The organism is Faecalibacterium taiwanense, from assembly GCF_036632915.2.
GTDB lineage: Bacteria > Bacillota > Clostridia > Oscillospirales > Ruminococcaceae > Faecalibacterium > Faecalibacterium taiwanense.
On record NZ_CP155552.1, the window covers coordinates 2,863,692 to 2,878,901 of the forward strand.

General features: G+C 58.4%; 15 protein-coding genes. 7 read left to right on the top strand and 8 right to left on the bottom strand.

Annotated features, from left to right (window positions below; genetic code table 11):
- Positions 1 to 70: 70 nt before the first annotated feature.
- The 4 genes from glgD to PXT33_RS14315 form a co-directional block, all read right to left on the bottom strand.
- Positions 71 to 1,198, bottom strand: a complete 1,128-nt coding sequence (glgD, locus tag PXT33_RS14300; RefSeq protein WP_005938113.1) for a glucose-1-phosphate adenylyltransferase subunit GlgD — start codon at positions 1,196 to 1,198, stop codon at positions 71 to 73.
- On the bottom strand, positions 1,192 to 2,385 hold the full coding sequence (locus PXT33_RS14305; protein WP_005938116.1) for a glucose-1-phosphate adenylyltransferase: 1,194 nt from the start codon (positions 2,383 to 2,385) through the stop codon (positions 1,192 to 1,194). Before PXT33_RS14305 ends, glgD begins: the two co-directional genes overlap by 7 nt.
- Before the next feature lie 87 nt (positions 2,386 to 2,472).
- Positions 2,473 to 4,689 carry a 1,4-alpha-glucan branching protein GlgB gene (gene glgB, locus PXT33_RS14310; protein ID WP_332376828.1) on the bottom strand — a complete coding sequence of 739 codons (2,217 nt, stop codon included), beginning with the start codon at positions 4,687 to 4,689 and terminating at the stop codon, positions 2,473 to 2,475.
- A 306-nt stretch (positions 4,690 to 4,995) separates the two neighbouring features.
- A complete protein-coding gene (locus PXT33_RS14315; protein ID WP_242702886.1) occupies positions 4,996 to 6,018 on the bottom strand; it encodes a 3D domain-containing protein in 1,023 nt (340 codons plus the stop codon).
- Positions 6,019 to 6,777: 759 nt separating this feature from the next.
- On the opposite strand from PXT33_RS14315, the gene PXT33_RS14320 reads away from it, so the two are divergent.
- The 6 genes from PXT33_RS14320 to PXT33_RS14345 are packed head-to-tail and all read left to right on the top strand — an operon-like array spanning position 6,778 to position 9,645.
- Positions 6,778 to 8,238: a phage baseplate protein gene (locus PXT33_RS14320; RefSeq protein WP_143405583.1), complete on the top strand. Its 1,461-nt coding sequence runs from the start codon at positions 6,778 to 6,780 to the stop codon at positions 8,236 to 8,238.
- Positions 8,239 to 8,256: 18 nt separating this feature from the next.
- On the top strand, positions 8,257 to 8,649 hold the full coding sequence (locus PXT33_RS14325) for a hypothetical protein (RefSeq protein ID WP_291012948.1): 393 nt from the start codon (positions 8,257 to 8,259) through the stop codon (positions 8,647 to 8,649).
- The gene (locus PXT33_RS14330; RefSeq protein WP_263287078.1) at positions 8,649 to 8,762 is read left to right on the top strand and encodes a CD1375 family protein; all 114 of its coding nucleotides are present in this window, start codon (positions 8,649 to 8,651) and stop codon (positions 8,760 to 8,762) included. Before PXT33_RS14325 ends, PXT33_RS14330 begins: the two co-directional genes overlap by 1 nt.
- Positions 8,755 to 9,150, top strand: a complete 396-nt coding sequence (locus PXT33_RS14335; RefSeq protein ID WP_207698550.1) for a D-Ala-D-Ala carboxypeptidase family metallohydrolase — start codon at positions 8,755 to 8,757, stop codon at positions 9,148 to 9,150. Before PXT33_RS14330 ends, PXT33_RS14335 begins: the two co-directional genes overlap by 8 nt.
- A 14-nt stretch (positions 9,151 to 9,164) precedes the next feature.
- Entirely contained in the window at positions 9,165 to 9,392 is a 228-nt protein-coding gene (locus PXT33_RS14340) for a hypothetical protein (RefSeq protein ID WP_044953283.1), read from the top strand.
- Between the two features lies 1 nt (position 9,393).
- Positions 9,394 to 9,645 carry a phage holin gene (locus PXT33_RS14345; protein WP_005938144.1) on the top strand — a complete coding sequence of 84 codons (252 nt, stop codon included), beginning with the start codon at positions 9,394 to 9,396 and terminating at the stop codon, positions 9,643 to 9,645.
- Positions 9,646 to 10,078: 433 nt separating this feature from the next.
- Here the strand turns inward: PXT33_RS14345 and lepA are convergent, their stop codons facing one another.
- From lepA to PXT33_RS14365, 4 genes are read right to left on the bottom strand one after another with little or no spacing between them, the layout of a single operon-like run.
- On the bottom strand, positions 10,079 to 11,890 hold the full coding sequence (gene lepA, locus PXT33_RS14350; protein ID WP_097774375.1) for a translation elongation factor 4: 1,812 nt from the start codon (positions 11,888 to 11,890) through the stop codon (positions 10,079 to 10,081).
- A gap of 20 nt (positions 11,891 to 11,910) precedes the next feature.
- Positions 11,911 to 13,113, bottom strand: a complete 1,203-nt coding sequence (gene alr / locus PXT33_RS14355; protein ID WP_332376829.1) for an alanine racemase — start codon at positions 13,111 to 13,113, stop codon at positions 11,911 to 11,913.
- Positions 13,114 to 13,116: 3 nt separating this feature from the next.
- Positions 13,117 to 13,896 (bottom strand): tRNA 2-thiocytidine biosynthesis TtcA family protein, encoded by a 780-nt coding sequence (locus PXT33_RS14360; protein ID WP_005938152.1) that lies wholly within the window; start codon positions 13,894 to 13,896, stop codon positions 13,117 to 13,119.
- Positions 13,893 to 14,462, bottom strand: a complete 570-nt coding sequence (locus PXT33_RS14365) for a hypothetical protein (protein WP_332376830.1) — start codon at positions 14,460 to 14,462, stop codon at positions 13,893 to 13,895. Before PXT33_RS14365 ends, PXT33_RS14360 begins: the two co-directional genes overlap by 4 nt.
- Positions 14,463 to 14,772: 310 nt before the next feature.
- On the opposite strand from PXT33_RS14365, the gene rplM reads away from it, so the two are divergent.
- Positions 14,773 to 15,201 (top strand): 50S ribosomal protein L13, encoded by a 429-nt coding sequence (gene rplM / locus PXT33_RS14370; RefSeq protein ID WP_005938158.1) that lies wholly within the window; start codon positions 14,773 to 14,775, stop codon positions 15,199 to 15,201.
- Positions 15,202 to 15,210 lie beyond the last annotated feature (9 nt).

The following is a 15,210-nucleotide window of genomic DNA, read 5'->3' on the forward strand; positions in this document are numbered from 1 at the left end:
ACAGATGCCCCCGCCCCTCTCAAGAGGGGCTACCGGGGAGGAAGCCGCCCCTATGGATAACTCAGTAAAATCAGACGGTGTGCTTCTTCTGCACGTACACCGGGAAGCTCTCGGTGCCGGACAGCTTCTTGCCGGCGGTGATCTTTACGTTCTTATCGGTAACAACGCAGTCCAGCTCGGCATTGGCTTCCACCACCGTATCCTGCATGAGCACGCAGTTCTTGACGACGGCACCCTTCTTGACCTTGACGCCGCGGAACAGCACACAGTTCTCCACCGTGCCTTCGATCACGCAGCCGTCGGCCAGAATGGAGTCGGTCACCTTGCAGCCCGGCACATAGCGGGTGGGGTTGTCGTCGCGGATCTTGGTGTAGACCGGGCTCTTCTTGGGGAACAGCTTTTCCAGATTCTCGTCATCGGTCAGCTTGAGGTTCTCGTCGAAGTAGCTCTTCATGTCACAGACATGTGCCACATAGCCGGTGTACTCCAGAGCGTGGATGTTCAGGATGTTGACATTGTGGGCCAGAATATCGCGCTCGAAGTAGATCAGGCCGCGGGAGGTCGCATCCCGGACCAGCTTGAGCAGGGTCTCGCGCTCCAGAACATAGATGTTCAGGTCAAGGTTCTGCACGCCGGGGCGGTAATCGTTGAACAGCAGCTCGGTCACACGGCCGTCGGCATCAACGGTCAGGGTGTAGTTGTCATTCTTGCGGCCCTCGGGGATCTCGGTCTTCTGGTAAGCGACGGTCACATCGGCACCGCTTGCCTGATGAGCAGCCAGCAGAGCGTTGAAGTCGTAGTTCAGGGCAACGTTGGCATCGCTCATGACCACGTACTTTTCCTTCTGGTTCTCCAGGAAGTTCATGATGGAGCCCAGAGCTTCCACACGGCCGGAATAGATGCGCACGCCCTTCTCAGCGAAAGGCGGCACGATGTTCAGGCCGCCGTGACGGCGGGCCATATCCCACTCACGGCCGGTGCCCAGATGATCCATCAGGGAGTGGTAGTTCTTGCGCACCACGATGGAGACATTGGAGATACCGCAGTTTGCCATGCTGGACAGAACAAAGTCCACCATACGGTAGCGGCCCGCGAAGGGGATCGAAGCCATTGCGCGCTCGGTCACCAGCTCGGGGACGGTATTATCATAACTGTTGGGGAAAATAATACCCAACGCATTGGTGTTCTGGCTCAGCATACTTCCATACCCTCCTTGACGGATTCAAAGACTTTGGCACCTTCCTTGACGGTTGCGCCTGCGCCGACGGTCAGGCCGGTGCCCACATGGGCAATGGGGCCATCGCCGCCCACTCGTGCACCTGCACCGACCACAACATCCTCCGCCAGGATGCAGCGCTTGACAACAGCACCAGCCTTGACCACAACGCCGTCCATCAGGACTGCGTCCTCAACGGTAGCGCCCTCTTCCACAACAACGCCTGCGCTCAGCACAGAGTGATGCACATTTCCGTAGATCTTGCAGCCCTCGGTGACGAGGGAATCCTGCACCACAGCGCGGGGGCCGATCTTCTGCGGAGGCAGGACCGGGTTGCGGCTGTAGATCTTCCACTTCTCGTCGAAGATATCGATGCCGGAGTTTTCGGGATCCAGCACTTCCATGTTGGCTTCCCACAGGCTGTCGATCGTGCCCACGTCACGCCAGTAGCCGGCAAAGCGGTAGGCGTACATCTTGCGGCCGTCGCGCAGCAGGGCGGGGATGATGTTCATGCCAAAATCGTTCTTGGAGTTGGGGTCTGCTTCGTCCTCTTCCAGATACTTCTTCAGCACATCCCAGTTGAAGATGTAGATGCCCATGGAAGCCAGATTGGACTTGGGTACCGGGGGCTTCTCCTGGAACTCGGTGATGCGGTCGTTCTCGTCAGCCACCATCAGGCCGAAGCGGGAGGCTTCCTTCCAGTCCACTTCCATAACAGCCACAGAGAACTCTGCGCCCTTTTCCTTGTGGAAGCGCAGGAAGTCGGCATAGTCCTGCTTGCAGATCTGGTCGCCGGACAGGATGATCACATACTCGGGATCGTAGCTGTCGATGAAACCGATGTTCTGGTAGATGGCGTTTGCAGTGCCCTTGTACCAGTCGGTGCCCTTTGCCTGCTCGTAGGGCGGCAGGGTGTGCACGCCGCCGTGCAGACGATCCAGATCCCAGGGCTGGCCGTTGCCGATGTACTCGTTCAGCTTCTGGGGCTGATACTGGGTCGCGATGCCAACGGTGTCGATGTTGGAGTTCACGCAGTTGGACAGCGGGAAGTCCACGATGCGGTACTTACCGCCGAAGGACACTGCGGGTTTTGCCGTTTTCTGTGTCAGCGCGTACAAGCGCGAGCCACGTCCACCGGCAAGGATCATTGCCACAATTTCTTTTGCCATAGCTTTATTCTCCCCTTTAACATTAACATTTCCGTTGTTCGGAAATGAGCGTCAACATGTGCGGTATGGGTCGGCCGAAGAGCCGGGTCATTCCTTGGGCTCCTTCGGTTTGCGGGTGCTTTTTGCGGGTGCTTTTTCCGCCTTGGGTTCTGCCTCTGCCTTGGGCTTGCGGGCGCGCTTTTTGGGTGCTTCCTCGGCCTTTTCCGGCTCAACCTTTGCCTTGCGGGCGGTCTTTTTCACCGGTTTTTCCTCTGCAGCGGCAGCTTCTGCCTTGGGCTTGCGGCCCGGCTTCTTTACCACCTTTGCTGCAGCTTTCTCCGCAGCGGTCTTTGCCTTTTTGGCTGCGGTCTTTTTTCCCGCCTTATCGGTCTTGTCCGCTGCGGCCTTGCGGGTGCGCTTGGTGGGCACTTCAAAATACAGGGTGCTCATGGGCGGCAGGGTGATGGTGATGCTCTGCTCAAAGCCGTGCATCGGCTTTTTGTGGGTGCGCACGGCCTTGTTGTGGACTGCGCCGGAACCGCCGAACTCTGCATCGTCGCTGTTCAGGATCTCCTTGTAGGAGCCTGCCACCGGTGCGCCCAGCGTGTAGCCCTCGCGCAGGACGGGGTTGAAGTTGCACACCACAAGGATCTGCTTGCCGGAAGTGTCCTTGCGCAGGAAGGCGATGACGCTCTGCTGCGAGTCATCCGGCACGATCCACTGGAAACCCTCCCAGCTGTAATCCACCTGCCAGAAGGCGGGATGCTCCTTGTAGAAGGCGTTCAGGGTCTTGACGTAGGTCTGCAGCTCGGTGTGCTTATCGTAGCCCAGCAGCATCCAGTCCAGCGGCTTTGTCTCGTTCCACTCGGCGAACTGGCCGAACTCCTGACCCATGAACAGCAGCTTCTTGCCCGGGTGGGCCATCATGTAGCCAAAGAAGGTGCGCAGGTTTGCAAACTTGGCGTCGTACTCGCCGGGCATCTTGTTGATCAGGCTGCCCTTGCCGTGCACCACCTCATCGTGGCTGATGGGCAGCACAAAGTTCTCGCTGAAGGCGTAGAAGAAGCTGAAGGTGACCTTGTTGTGGTTGCCGGAACGGAAGAGCGGGTCAGTCTTCATGTAGCTGAGCATATCGTTCATCCAGCCCATGTTCCACTTGAAGTTGAAACCAAGGCCGCCGTCCGAAGCAGGCTTTGTGACCATGGGCCATGCAGTGGATTCTTCCGCGATCATGTACTTGTGGGGGTGACGGCCCAGCACGGTGTCGTTCAGCTTGCGCAGGAAAGCAACAGCCTCCAGATTTTCCTTGCCGCCGTTCTTGTTCGGCTCCCACTCGCCCTGCTTGCGGTTATAGTCCAGATACAGCATGGATGCCACCGCGTCCACGCGCAGACCGTCGATATGGTACTGCTCCAGCCAATACAGTGCGCTGGAGATCAGGAAGCTCTGCACCTCGCTGCGGCCGAAGTCGAACACCATGGTGCCCCACTCCTTATGTTCGCCGCGCTTCGGATTCGGGTCCTCGTAGCAGGCTTCGCCATCAAAGTTGTACAGGCCGAACTGATCCTTCGGGAAGTGAGCAGGCACCCAGTCCATGATCACACCAATGCCGGCGGCATGGAGCTTATCCACAAAGGCCATCAGGTCCTTGGGGGTGCCGTAGCGGCTGGTGGGTGCAAAATAGCCGGTGACCTGATAGCCCCAGCTGCCGTCAAACGGATATTCCATGACCGGCAGCAGTTCCACATGGGTATAGCCCATCTCTGTGATATACGGGATCAGCTCGTCTGCCAGCTCGGAATAATTGTAGGGCTTACCGCCCTCTTTCATCTTCCAGCTGCCGGCGTGCATCTCGTAAATATTCATCGGGCTGTTGATCACATCAGCCTTTTTCTGTGCTGCCTGCCATGCATCATCGTGCCACGCAAAACCACTGATATCGTAGACCTTGCTGCCGTTGGACGGGCGGGTCTCGGCGTGGAACGCATAGGGATCGGCCTTATAGACCAGATCACCTGCGCGGGTGGTCACGCAGTATTTATAAACATCATATTCCTTCATGCCCGGGATGAACAATTCCCATACGGAATCGCCATCCACCTTGCGCATCGGGTGGCTGCCCGGCTTCCAGCTGTTAAAGTCGCCCACCACGCTGATGGCTACAGCATGGGGTGCCCACACGCGGAACACCACACCTGCTTCACCGGCACGCGTTTCCATGTGTGCGCCAAAGTAGCGGTATGCTTCACAGTTATTGCCCTGTTTGAACAAATACACCGGCAGGTCCGATGCATTGCTCTGGATCTTCTCCTCGGTCGGTTTCATAGACTGCTCCTCCCCGTACAGATGCACAAAGCGCACCTATAGCTTTTTACCCTTTTATATTAAAGAATTTCGGTCTGTTTTTCAAGAGTTTCGCCGCATTTTACTGTAAAATTTACCATAATCTTTTCGTTGATATTTTTCTCTTATATACATACCCGCTAAATTTTTACAAATTTTATGGTGAATCCTGCCAATCTGACAATAAAAAAGAGCCTCTGCGCACCCTCCCAAAGGGAAGGTGTACAGAAGCTCTCTGTTTCTGTTGAAAATTTTCAGTTCCGGTTTCCCCGGTTCTTTTCAGCCTGCTCAGTCCACCACGTAGACGTTCACCTGAATGGCTCCATTGATCACGCTCTCGGCGTAGGTCTCGTAGAACAGGTCCACAAGGATCTGGCCCTTCTGCACGGCAATGCCGGTATCGGTAGCCACCGCATAGCCGTACACGAACTTGCCGTCGGTGGAGGTGATATACAGCTTGGTGCCGTAGGGGATCACATCCGGGTCCACAGCCACAGTGCCGTAGCCCAGACCCAGACCGGAAGAACCCTTGCCGGTCTTGGAATAGTAGCCGGTGGCCTTTCCGGTGAGCACCTTGCTGTAAGAGGCGGGTGCATTGGTGGTGCCGTCCGGGCCGGTCAGCGGGGAGACCGGCGCGCCTGCGCCATAGGTCTTTACGATGTGGTTGGTCGGCTCCACAGTGGTGGTGGAATCCACCACGATGCTGTTTTCCAGCTCGCCGTCCACATAGCGGTCGCGGGTGGTGATCGTCTGCTGGCCTTCCGCACCATGGCGCACCGTGGTGGCGCGGCCGGTGTTGCGGAAATACAGGCTGGTGTAGACGTACTCGGTATCGTAGGGGATGGCCTGCGTCTCCACACGGTCGGTGTAGTCCACGCGGTGCACCGTGATGGTGGAACCTGCGCTCACCAGCTGGTCCAGAGCAGGCTCGGTGTAGTCGTCACCCTCCAGGGTGATACCGGCACGCTTCAGGGCATCCGCCACGGTGCCGAACACCATTTTGACGGGGTACTCCTGACCGTCGGCAGTGATGCTGACGGAGAATGCGCGCTCAATGTTCAGGGCGGCAAGGTTGCCGCTGTAGGCCGTGTAATAGACCTGATCGCCCTCTTCGGACTGGATGCCGGAAAGGTTCATAACCTGTGCAGGGTCGGTCTCGGAGGTGAGGATCACCTGCCGGGCACCATTGGAGTCTGTGACGTAGGTCAGCCGCAGATTCGCAGCGGTCACACTGAGTGTAGCCACAAGGCACACGACCATGACACAAAACGCCAGCACACGGGGAGAGACTGCATGCTTGCAGTCAGACAATGCTTTCTTCAATTTTACGGAAGCGATACGAGACAACTCCTCTCTTTTCAAAATTGGCTGTGGCCGCGGACATGTTTTTCATGCCCCGGCCGCCCGGACTGCGGGGCGGGCAGAAGCCATCTGGCCCCACAATCAAATACGATGCCCTCTTTTTGGTAAAATCGAGCATCGTATACAATTTGGACTCCGCTGCGGAGGGTGCAGTTACCCTCCCGGCCCGGACCCCATCTGCCCGCGCCGCGCCGTATATAAGACGGCTTTTTACTTCATCCAGATAAATTTTAAACGCTGCAACGTCTGTTGGTTCCGTTGAGCGGCTCTTATTTTACCAGTCCAATGGCCATTTGTCAAATCACCTTCTCATACTTTGTTAGTTTTTTGACGTTATTTTTTGTGCAACTTTAACATTGTTTTCTCCAAAATATTGTTTTTTCGGTTATTTCCTTCCGATTTTCGACCTGTTTTCTGGGGTGTTTTGTTCACGAATTTTTAACATTTATTTTGGACTTTTTGCACCGGAAACTGCACTTTTGGGTTCGTTTTCCCATGCGGCAAGCGGCCAAAAATCGCTGGTTTTCCGTACAAAGCCACCTCTTTTTCATCCCATTTTTCACCCACAAAGAACTGTGCGAATTACTCATGAAAAGCGCCTCCCGGCAAAATGCCGAAGCACAGAAATTTGTGCAGCAAAAGACCACACTGGCAGCTGCCGGGCAGCGGCTGTACAATCAAACAAAAAACAGAAAGGAAGGTTTTCAAGTGAACATCAAGATCATTCAAAGGCAGTGCGGCGGCACCGAATTTCTGTCCCAGCCGCACCGCCTGCACCTCGGTGCACAGAACGCTGCCGGTGTGGACGAGCTGTGCTTCACGCTGCCGGAAGCATGGGCCGGGTGCACCGTTGCGCTCTACCTGCGCCGCAGCGACGGCACCCTGCTGGCACCGGTCTCACTGGACACGCAGCACTGCGTCACCGTGGACCGCCGCCTGACCGGAAGCACCGGCGGACAGTGGATGCTGGCAGCCATCGATGCCAGCGGCTACGCCGCCTATACCCGGCCCGGCAGCTACGACACCTACGCCATCCTGCCCACCGACGGCGGCGCGGAAGAGCTGCCGCCCTCGCAGTATGAGCAGTTCGTGGCGCGTGTGCTGGAAAGTGCCAGTACCGCTTCCACCGCCGCGCAGCGTGCCGCAGCCAGTGCTGCAAGCACGGCATCCAATGCGGCACAGGCCCAGACCGCGGCACAGCGCACCAGCGCCGACAGTGCCGCTGCATCCCGCTGTGCAGCCCGTGCCGAGGCTGCTGCCGCACGGGCAGAGGAGCTGGTGCCTACCGACGGTCAGGTAGTGAGCGTGAACGGCAAAAGCGGCATCGTAAAACTGACGGCGCAGGATGTGGGGGCGCTTCCCTGCCCGGCAGTTCCGGTCTCCGGCCAGCTGCTTCGGGTGCTGAGCGTGGACCCCAACACCGGGGCCGTGTTGACCGATACTGCCGCCATGCCGGATCTGTCGCCCTATCTGCGCAGCAGCACGGTGCCCACGGCTTCGGCCCCCGGCGCAGTGCGGGTGGACCCCGCCTGCGGCATCAACGTGCGCAGCGACGGAACCCTGATCATCGCACCAGCTGCCCGCGAACAGCTGGACAGCATGACGGATGCACTTCTGCCGCTGACCGCAGCCCTGCTGCCTTATGGCGTGAAGAAGGCTCTGACCACCGCCGCAGCCGCCGGGGAATGGACCGCTGCCGAAAAGGCAAACGCCCTGCGCACCTTCGGTGCCGATTTTTCTTCCTATTATACAAAGGAAGATGTCGATGCTCTGCTGGCCGCACCCAGCTCCGCTGCCTACCCGGTGGGCAGCATCTACCAGAGCACCGACCCCACCAGCCCTGCCGCCCTGTTTGGCGGCACATGGGAGCAGATCGCATCGGAGCGCGTGCTGATGGGTGCCAGCAGCAGCCACGCAGCGGGCACCACCGTGAAGGCCGGACTGCCGAACATCACAGGCTCTTTTGTCGCGGATGTAAAAAAGGGTGAACATAAGGTATCCGGCGCATTCACTGCCGGCAACGTGATCGCATCTACGGGCGAATACAATTCCTTTTCTGATGTATATAAGTTCAGTCTGGATGCATCCAAGTCTAATGCCATCTACGGCCGCAGCGCCACCGTGCAGCCTGCCGCCTACTATGTGCACATCTGGCGGCGCGTGGCCTGAGAAAGGAGGTTTTGAACCATGAAGATCATTGACGAGAACGGTGCAGCCATTGAAAACCCTGACCTGACGCTTGGGTATCTGGTGGACGACACCGAGCCAGTGGAGCACCCCGCCGTGGAAGGCGTGGAGGAAGTGAGCCACTACGAGACCGTAACGGAGTATCCCGGCGGCGGCAGGGATGTGCGGAAGGTCATCGACGTGCCGGGCATGCCTGCGCAGGCCGCATGGACCGAACAGGTGCCGGTGCAGAGATACATCCGCTATACGGAAGAAGAATTGGCCGCGCGGGAAAAAGAGCGCCAGCAGGCCGAGGAAGCAGCCCGTCTGCCCGAGACGATTGCCAGCCTGACCTGCCAGCTGACCGACCTGCAGCTGGCCCTGTGTGAACTGTACGAAGGAGGTGGTGTGTAATGGCAAGGATCTATGCGGCCCTGATCCGCAAGGGCATCAAAACGCTGGAGGATGTGCCCGCCCGGCTGAGGGATGCCGTGGCAGCGCTGCTGCAGGAGGACGGCCATGCTTAACGTTTACTCCCGCGCAAGGGATGGCGAAACGCTGCTGAGCCGCAGCTTCCGCGCAAAGGAATTTGCCTGCAAAGACGGCACCGACCCTTTGTTTGTGGACAGCGAACTGGTGCAGGTGCTGCAGGCCATCCGTGACCATTTTGGCGCACCGGTGGTCATTACCAGCGGCTACCGCACCGCTGCACACAACAGGGCTGTGGGCGGGGCGGTTTACAGCCAGCATCAGTATGGCCGTGCCGCGGATATCCGGGTGTCCGGCGTGCCGGTGGAGCAGCTTGCCGCCTACGCCGAGACCCTGCTGCCCGGCACCGGCGGCATCGGCCGCTACCCCGCAAAAGGCTTTGTCCATGTGGATGTGCGCAAAGCAAAAAGCCGGTGGGTCGGGTAAAGGCGGTGAACGGAATGGAAACGATCTTATCCGCTGTCATTGCCGGGGCCGTGACCCTGATCGGCGTGCTGATCGCCAACAGCCGCAGTCAGGCCGTGACCGACACCAAGCTCGAAGAGCTGACCCGCGAGGTGCGCGAGCATAACAATTTTGCCCGCCGCGTACCGATTTTAGAAGAACAGATGAAGGTGGCCAACCACCGCATCGCTGACCTTGAACAAAATGAGAAAGTGAGGAATTGATATGAACTTTGGTAAAATTTCTGCCGCCACCATCGCCCGCACCGCTGTGCTGCTGCTTGCCCTGACCAATCAGGTGCTGAGCGCTCTGGGCAAACCTATGCTGCCCATTGAGAGCCAGACTGTGGAACAGCTGGTGACCGCCGGCATCACCACCGTGGCCGCGCTGATCAGCTGGTGGAACAACAACAGCTTCACCTCTGCAGCCATTCAGGCCGATGCCGAATACGCCCGCCTGAAGCAGAAAAGTGAGTGAGAAAGCCCTCGAAGCAGTGTATCAGTAGTACTTTTTGACTGAAAAGTATTACTGATGCAGTCATCTTTCACAGCAGCCCCGGAAGGCACCCAGACAGCCTTTCCGGGGCTTTTTTGCTGCCCAGATGATTCGTTCACGCAGATTCAAGAACGTTTCGCGCAGGTTTCGATGACTTTTGCACTGAAATCATGTATAATCCGGGCAGAAGCAAATCGGAAAAGAGCAGTCAAGAGACTGTAAGCGGCCCCCTAACGCCCCAACGTAAAGGGACTGTTGCAAAATAGTCCCAACAAAAAAATGAGATAGGTTTCCCCGAAAGGGGGTGCCTATCTCATTTTTTGTTGTAAACTGAGATTGTGAAAAAACAGAGAGAACCCGCGCGCTGGGTGCATTGCAGCATACCAGAGCGCGGGTTCTCTTTGATCTATAAAGTTTAATCGTCGTCGCTGTCCAGCTTGAGCACAGCGGTAAAGGCTTCACTGGGCAGGGAAACGCTGCCCAGCTGACGCATCTTCTTTTTGCCTTCCTTCTGCTTTTCCAGCAGCTTCTTTTTGCGGGAGATGTCGCCGCCGTAGCACTTGGCAAGCACGTCCTTGCGCATGGCCTTGACCGTTTCACGGGCAATGATCTTGCCGCCGATGGCAGCCTGTACCGGGATCTCGAACAGGTTGCGGGGGATGTTATCCCGCAGCTTTTCGCAGATGCGGCGGCCCTTGGCGTAAGCGTTATCGCGGAACACGATCATGGACAGCGCGTCCACAGGGTCGCCATTGAGCAGGAAGTCCAGCTTGACAAGGTCGCTCTCGCGGTACTCCTTAAACTCGTAATCGTAGCTGGCGTAGCCCCGGCTGCGGCTCTTGATGGCATCAAAGAAGTCGTACACGATCTCGCCCAGCGGCAGAGCATAGTGCAGATCAACGCGCACATCGTCCAGATACTTCATGTCGATCAGCACGCCGCGCTTGTTCTGGCACAGATCCATCAGGCCGCCCACATAGTCGTTGGGGGTGTACAGGTGCACATCCACAAAAGGCTCTTCCTGCTTGACGATATTGGAGGGGTCGGGGTAGCTGGAAGGATTGTCGATCATCTCCACAGTGCCGTCGGTCAGGGTAAGGCGGTAGCGCACGCTGGGCGTGGTGGTGATGATATCCAGATCGAACTCGCGTTCCAACCGCTCGGTGATGATCTCCATGTGCAGCAGGCCAAGGAAGCCGCAGCGGAAACCGAAGCCCAGCGCGGCGCTGGTCTCCAGCTCAAAGGTGAGGGAGGCATCGTTCAGCTGCAGCTTTTCCAGTGCATCCTTCAGGTCGGGGTACTTGGCACCGTCGGCGGGGTAGATGCCGCAGAACACCATGGGCTTGACCTGACGGTAGCCGGGCAGTGCTTCGGCGGTGGGATTATTGGCCAGCGTGACGGTATCGCCCACGCGGGTGTCCTGCACGGTCTTGATGCTGGCGGTCAGATAGCCGACCTCACCAGCCTGCAGCTGGGCACAGGGAGAAAGGTTGGTAGCACCCATGTGGCCCACTTCTACCAGCGTGAACTCCGCGCCGGTGGCCATCATGCGGATGGTATCGCCGGGCTTCACGGTGCCCTCAAACACACGGATATAGACGATAACGCCCTTGTAGCTGTCGTAGATGCTGTCGAAGATCAGCGCCTTCAGCGGGGCATCCGGGTCGCCGGTGGGAGCAGGAATGTCGGTGACGACACGCTCCAGCACCTGATCCACATTCAGGCCGGTCTTGGCAGAGACGCGGGGCGCATCCAGACAGGGCAGGCCGATCACGTCCTCCACCTCCTGCGCCACCTCGTCCGGGTGGGCGCTGGGCAGGTCGATCTTATTCAGGATGGGCACCAATTCCAGATCATGCTCCAGCGCCATGTAGGTGTTGGCCAGCGTCTGAGCTTCCACGCCCTGGGTGGCATCCACCACAAGGATGGCACCCTCGCAGGCGGCCAGACTGCGGCTGACCTCGTAGGCAAAGTCCACGTGGCCCGGGGTATCGATGAGGTTGAACTCGTAGGTCTTGCCGTCCTTGGCGGTATAGTTCATGGTGACAGCGCGGGCCTTGATGGTGATGCCGCGCTCGCGCTCAATGTCCATGTTGTCCAAAATCTGGTCTTCCATGGTGCGCTCGTCCACACTCTTGGTCAGCTCCAGAATACGGTCCGACAGGGTGGATTTGCCGTGGTCAATGTGTGCAATGATGCAGAAATTGCGGATATTGTCTCTTGCCATGTAGTTCCTCCGGGAGAAATTTAAGCTTCCAGTATCCAATCCTCGACATCCACGATCTTTCCGTGCTCGAGGTAGACGCGGGGCACGCGGCGGGACACGCCGCACAGCACCTCGTAGGAAATGGTGTCGGTCTTGCGGGCGATGGTCTCGGCAGTATCACTGACGCTGCCGCCCCACAGGATGGCTTCGTCGCCCTCGTGGATGTCCGGGATACCGGTCACATCCACCATCATCTGGTCCATGCACACGCGGCCAAGCACCGGGCAGGCCTTGCCGTGGATCTCCACGATGCCCTTGCCGCAGCTCAGCTGGCGGGGATAACCGTCCGCATAACCGGTGCACAGGGTGGCCACCAGCGTGGGCTTATCGGCGGTGAAGCGGCGGCCATAGCTGGCGCTCTGACCGGGCTGCATTTCCTTGACCATGCTCACCACGGTCTTGAGGGTCATCACCGGCCGGAACTGCCCAAAGCGCACCTCGTCGCTGGGGTCGTAGCCGTAGAGGATGATGCCGGGCCGCGCCATGCAGCGCTCCCGGGCCAATCCCTCGGGCCAGTCCGGGTGCAGCATCACGCCCGCAGAGTTGTCACAGTGGACGGTCTGCGGCTCACGGCCTGCCGCCTTGAGCGCATGGAACGCTCTGACGAACAGTGCGTGCTGCTCCGCGGTGTAGGCAACGTTCTCTTCGGCGGTGTCGTCGGCCACCGAGAAGTGCTGGAACAGGCCGGTCATCTCAAGGCCCGGCAGCGCACACACAGCCAGCATTTCGCGGATGGCGGCATCAAAATCGGTGCGCAGGGCAAAGCCGATGCGGCCCATGCCGGTATCTGCCTTGAGGTGGATCTTTACTCTGCCGCCTGCCTTTACGGCAGCAGCGGAAAGGTTCTGCGCCTGTTCGGTGGAGTAGCACGCTACGGTGATATCCTCGTGGATGAGGGTCTGGGCGTACTCCGGCTGAACATGGCCCAAAATAAGGATGGGCAGAGTCTGCCCGTCCTGACGCAGCTGCACGGCCTCGGTCAGGCAGCTCACTGCCAGCCATGCTGCGCCCTCCTGCGCAAAAACGCGGGCACACTGCACAGCGCCGTGGCCGTAGCTGTCGGCCTTGACCACCGCGCACAGCGGCAGGTCGCCGGCCCGGGCTTTGACGGCCCGGAAGTTATGCCGCAGGGCATCGAGGTCGATCTCGGCCCAGACGTGTTTTTCAAAAGGTTGAGTCTTCATGATTCATTCTTCCTCGTTTGTAATTGCAAAGCTGCCGCGCCCGGTGTGGACGGGCCGCCAGCCATCGATGCCGCTCTCCTGCAGTGCGTGCAGGGTTTTCTGGCGGAAAGCATGGTCGGTGCGGCAGCGCTCCTTGACGAACTCCTTGGTCTGTTCGCGCACGGTCACGCCGTCGGCAGGGCAGACGCTCTTGACGATGGGCAGCCCCTCGGCGTTCACTGCGGAAATGACCTCCTGCTCGGTGGCCAGCAGCATGGGCCGGATGAGGGTGAGGTCCCGGCGCGAAAGATAGGTGACCGGCGAGAAGCAGCCGATGCGGCCCTCCCGCCAGAGATTCATGTAAAAGGTCTCCACGGCATCGTCCAGATGGTGGCCCAGCGCCACCTTGTTGCAGCCCAGTTCCTGCGCTGCCGTGTGCAGTGCACCGCGCCGCAGCTTGGCGCACAGGGCGCAGGGGTTCTTCTCCTTGCGGTAGTCGAACACCACAGGGCCGATCTCGGTGCGGCGGATCTCATAGGGGATATCGTACTGGGCAAACAGCTCCTGCAATACGGTATAATCCATGGGCCTGCCGCCGAACTGCGGGTCCAGCGTGACGGCCTGCACCGTAAAATCAAAGCCGATGTACTTGCGCAGCTCCGCGAGGCCAATGGTCAGCGCTACGCTGTCCTTGCCGCCGGAAACGCCCACCATCACTTTATCGCCGGGGGCGATCATTTCATAGTCCTGCACAGCCTTGCGCATCAGGCCGCACAGACGCTGCATTGCACGGGAACTGCTCATGACAGGGTCACACTTTCCACAAGGTTCACAATGTCGTTGATGGAGGCAAGCTTTGTCAGGCCGGAAACATACACCACGTCACCGCTGGGGTAGGTAATGGTGGCCAGCACCGCATAATACGCCTGAATGTCGCAGCGCACGGCCTCCACCTCGGCACCGTCCACGGTCAGGTTCACCTTGCGGGGCTTGATGACGCCATAGGCCTGCTTGAGGTCCTTCTCGGACGCATCGATAAAGTCCGTATAGCTGTCGGCAGTGCCGCGCTGCAGCAGCACAGCTTCGTAGTCCTCACCGTCGGCGCTGTCTGCCGTGGCGAGTTCCAGCACGGTGCCAAGGGTGCTGTCCTCGGTCATCTGGCATACCTTCCAGATGGAACTGTCATAGTAGACGGAAACGCCGTTTGTGCCGGTGTAGTGGGTGTCCGGGTTTGCGGGCACGCTGCGGTTGACCAGCAGCGTTAAAATAATGTAAGCAATGATGCCCAGAGCAACAAAGATGCCCATAGCGGCCAGAAGCTTGGAGGTGCGGCGCTGGGCAGAGGCGTTGCGGTCGATGTCGTTTGGCATGTAAAAAATTCTCCTTGTATCAGTGCGCAGCAAAAGCTGCCATATCCTTTATAGTATACCACACCGGCAGACAAAATTGTAGCGGGCAGCGGCAGAAAATGTGCGGCCGTGGGCAGAAAATTTTGCAGAAAATGCGTTTTTAGAAATAATGAGGATTCAAGAGAAAACGTGAGATTTTGCAAGATTGAAAAAATTACAATGAAAAAATCAAAAAATGCTGTTGACAGGCACCTTTTTATGATGTATACTGACACTCGCGCCCCAGAAAGGCGCCTGAAACGTACAAAAAGCTTATCAGGAGGAAATAGATATGAGCACTACTCTCGTGAAGCCCGCTGAAGTCGAGCGCAAGTGGTACCTGCTCGACGCTGCCGGCAAGAGCCTGGGCCACGTCGCTGCTGAGGCCGCTGTTCTGCTGCGCGGCAAGCAGAAGGTCGATTATACCCCCAACGTGGACTGCGGCGATTTCGTTGTTGTCATCAACTGCGATCAGGCTGTTCTGACCGGCAAGAAGGCTGAGCAGAAGTTCCACATCACCCACAGCAAGTACATCGGCGGCCTGAAGAAGGTCCAGTACAGCAAGCTGATGGCTGAGCACAGCGATCTGGCCATGACCTACGCTGTCAAGGGCATGATCCCTTCCAACACCATCGGTGCTAAGGCTCTGACCCGCCTGCACTGCTACCAGGGTGCCGAGCACGCTCACGCAGCTCAGAAGCCCGAGAAGATCGAGTTCTAAGAAGGAGGC

What these genes read in the sequence shown, in the direction of transcription:
- glgD (WP_005938113.1), bottom strand. Translation starts at nt 1,198, where the DNA reads ATGCTGAGCCAGAACACCAATGCGTTGGGTATTATTTTCCCCAACAGT.
- PXT33_RS14305 (WP_005938116.1), bottom strand. Translation starts at nt 2,385, where the DNA reads ATGGCAAAAGAAATTGTGGCAATGATCCTTGCCGGTGGACGTGGCTCG.
- glgB (WP_332376828.1), bottom strand. Translation starts at nt 4,689, where the DNA reads ATGAAACCGACCGAGGAGAAGATCCAGAGCAATGCATCGGACCTGCCG.
- PXT33_RS14325 (WP_291012948.1), top strand. Translation starts at nt 8,257, where the DNA reads ATGAAGATCATTGACGAGAACGGTGCAGCCATTGAAAACCCTGACCTG.
- PXT33_RS14330 (WP_263287078.1), top strand. Translation starts at nt 8,649, where the DNA reads ATGGCAAGGATCTATGCGGCCCTGATCCGCAAGGGCATCAAAACGCTG.
- PXT33_RS14335 (WP_207698550.1), top strand. Translation starts at nt 8,755, where the DNA reads ATGCTTAACGTTTACTCCCGCGCAAGGGATGGCGAAACGCTGCTGAGC.
- PXT33_RS14340 (WP_044953283.1), top strand. Translation starts at nt 9,165, where the DNA reads ATGGAAACGATCTTATCCGCTGTCATTGCCGGGGCCGTGACCCTGATC.
- PXT33_RS14345 (WP_005938144.1), top strand. Translation starts at nt 9,394, where the DNA reads ATGAACTTTGGTAAAATTTCTGCCGCCACCATCGCCCGCACCGCTGTG.
- lepA (WP_097774375.1), bottom strand. Translation starts at nt 11,890, where the DNA reads ATGGCAAGAGACAATATCCGCAATTTCTGCATCATTGCACACATTGAC.
- alr (WP_332376829.1), bottom strand. Translation starts at nt 13,113, where the DNA reads ATGAAGACTCAACCTTTTGAAAAACACGTCTGGGCCGAGATCGACCTC.
- PXT33_RS14360 (WP_005938152.1), bottom strand. Translation starts at nt 13,896, where the DNA reads ATGAGCAGTTCCCGTGCAATGCAGCGTCTGTGCGGCCTGATGCGCAAG.
- PXT33_RS14365 (WP_332376830.1), bottom strand. Translation starts at nt 14,462, where the DNA reads ATGCCAAACGACATCGACCGCAACGCCTCTGCCCAGCGCCGCACCTCC.
- rplM (WP_005938158.1), top strand. Translation starts at nt 14,773, where the DNA reads ATGAGCACTACTCTCGTGAAGCCCGCTGAAGTCGAGCGCAAGTGGTAC.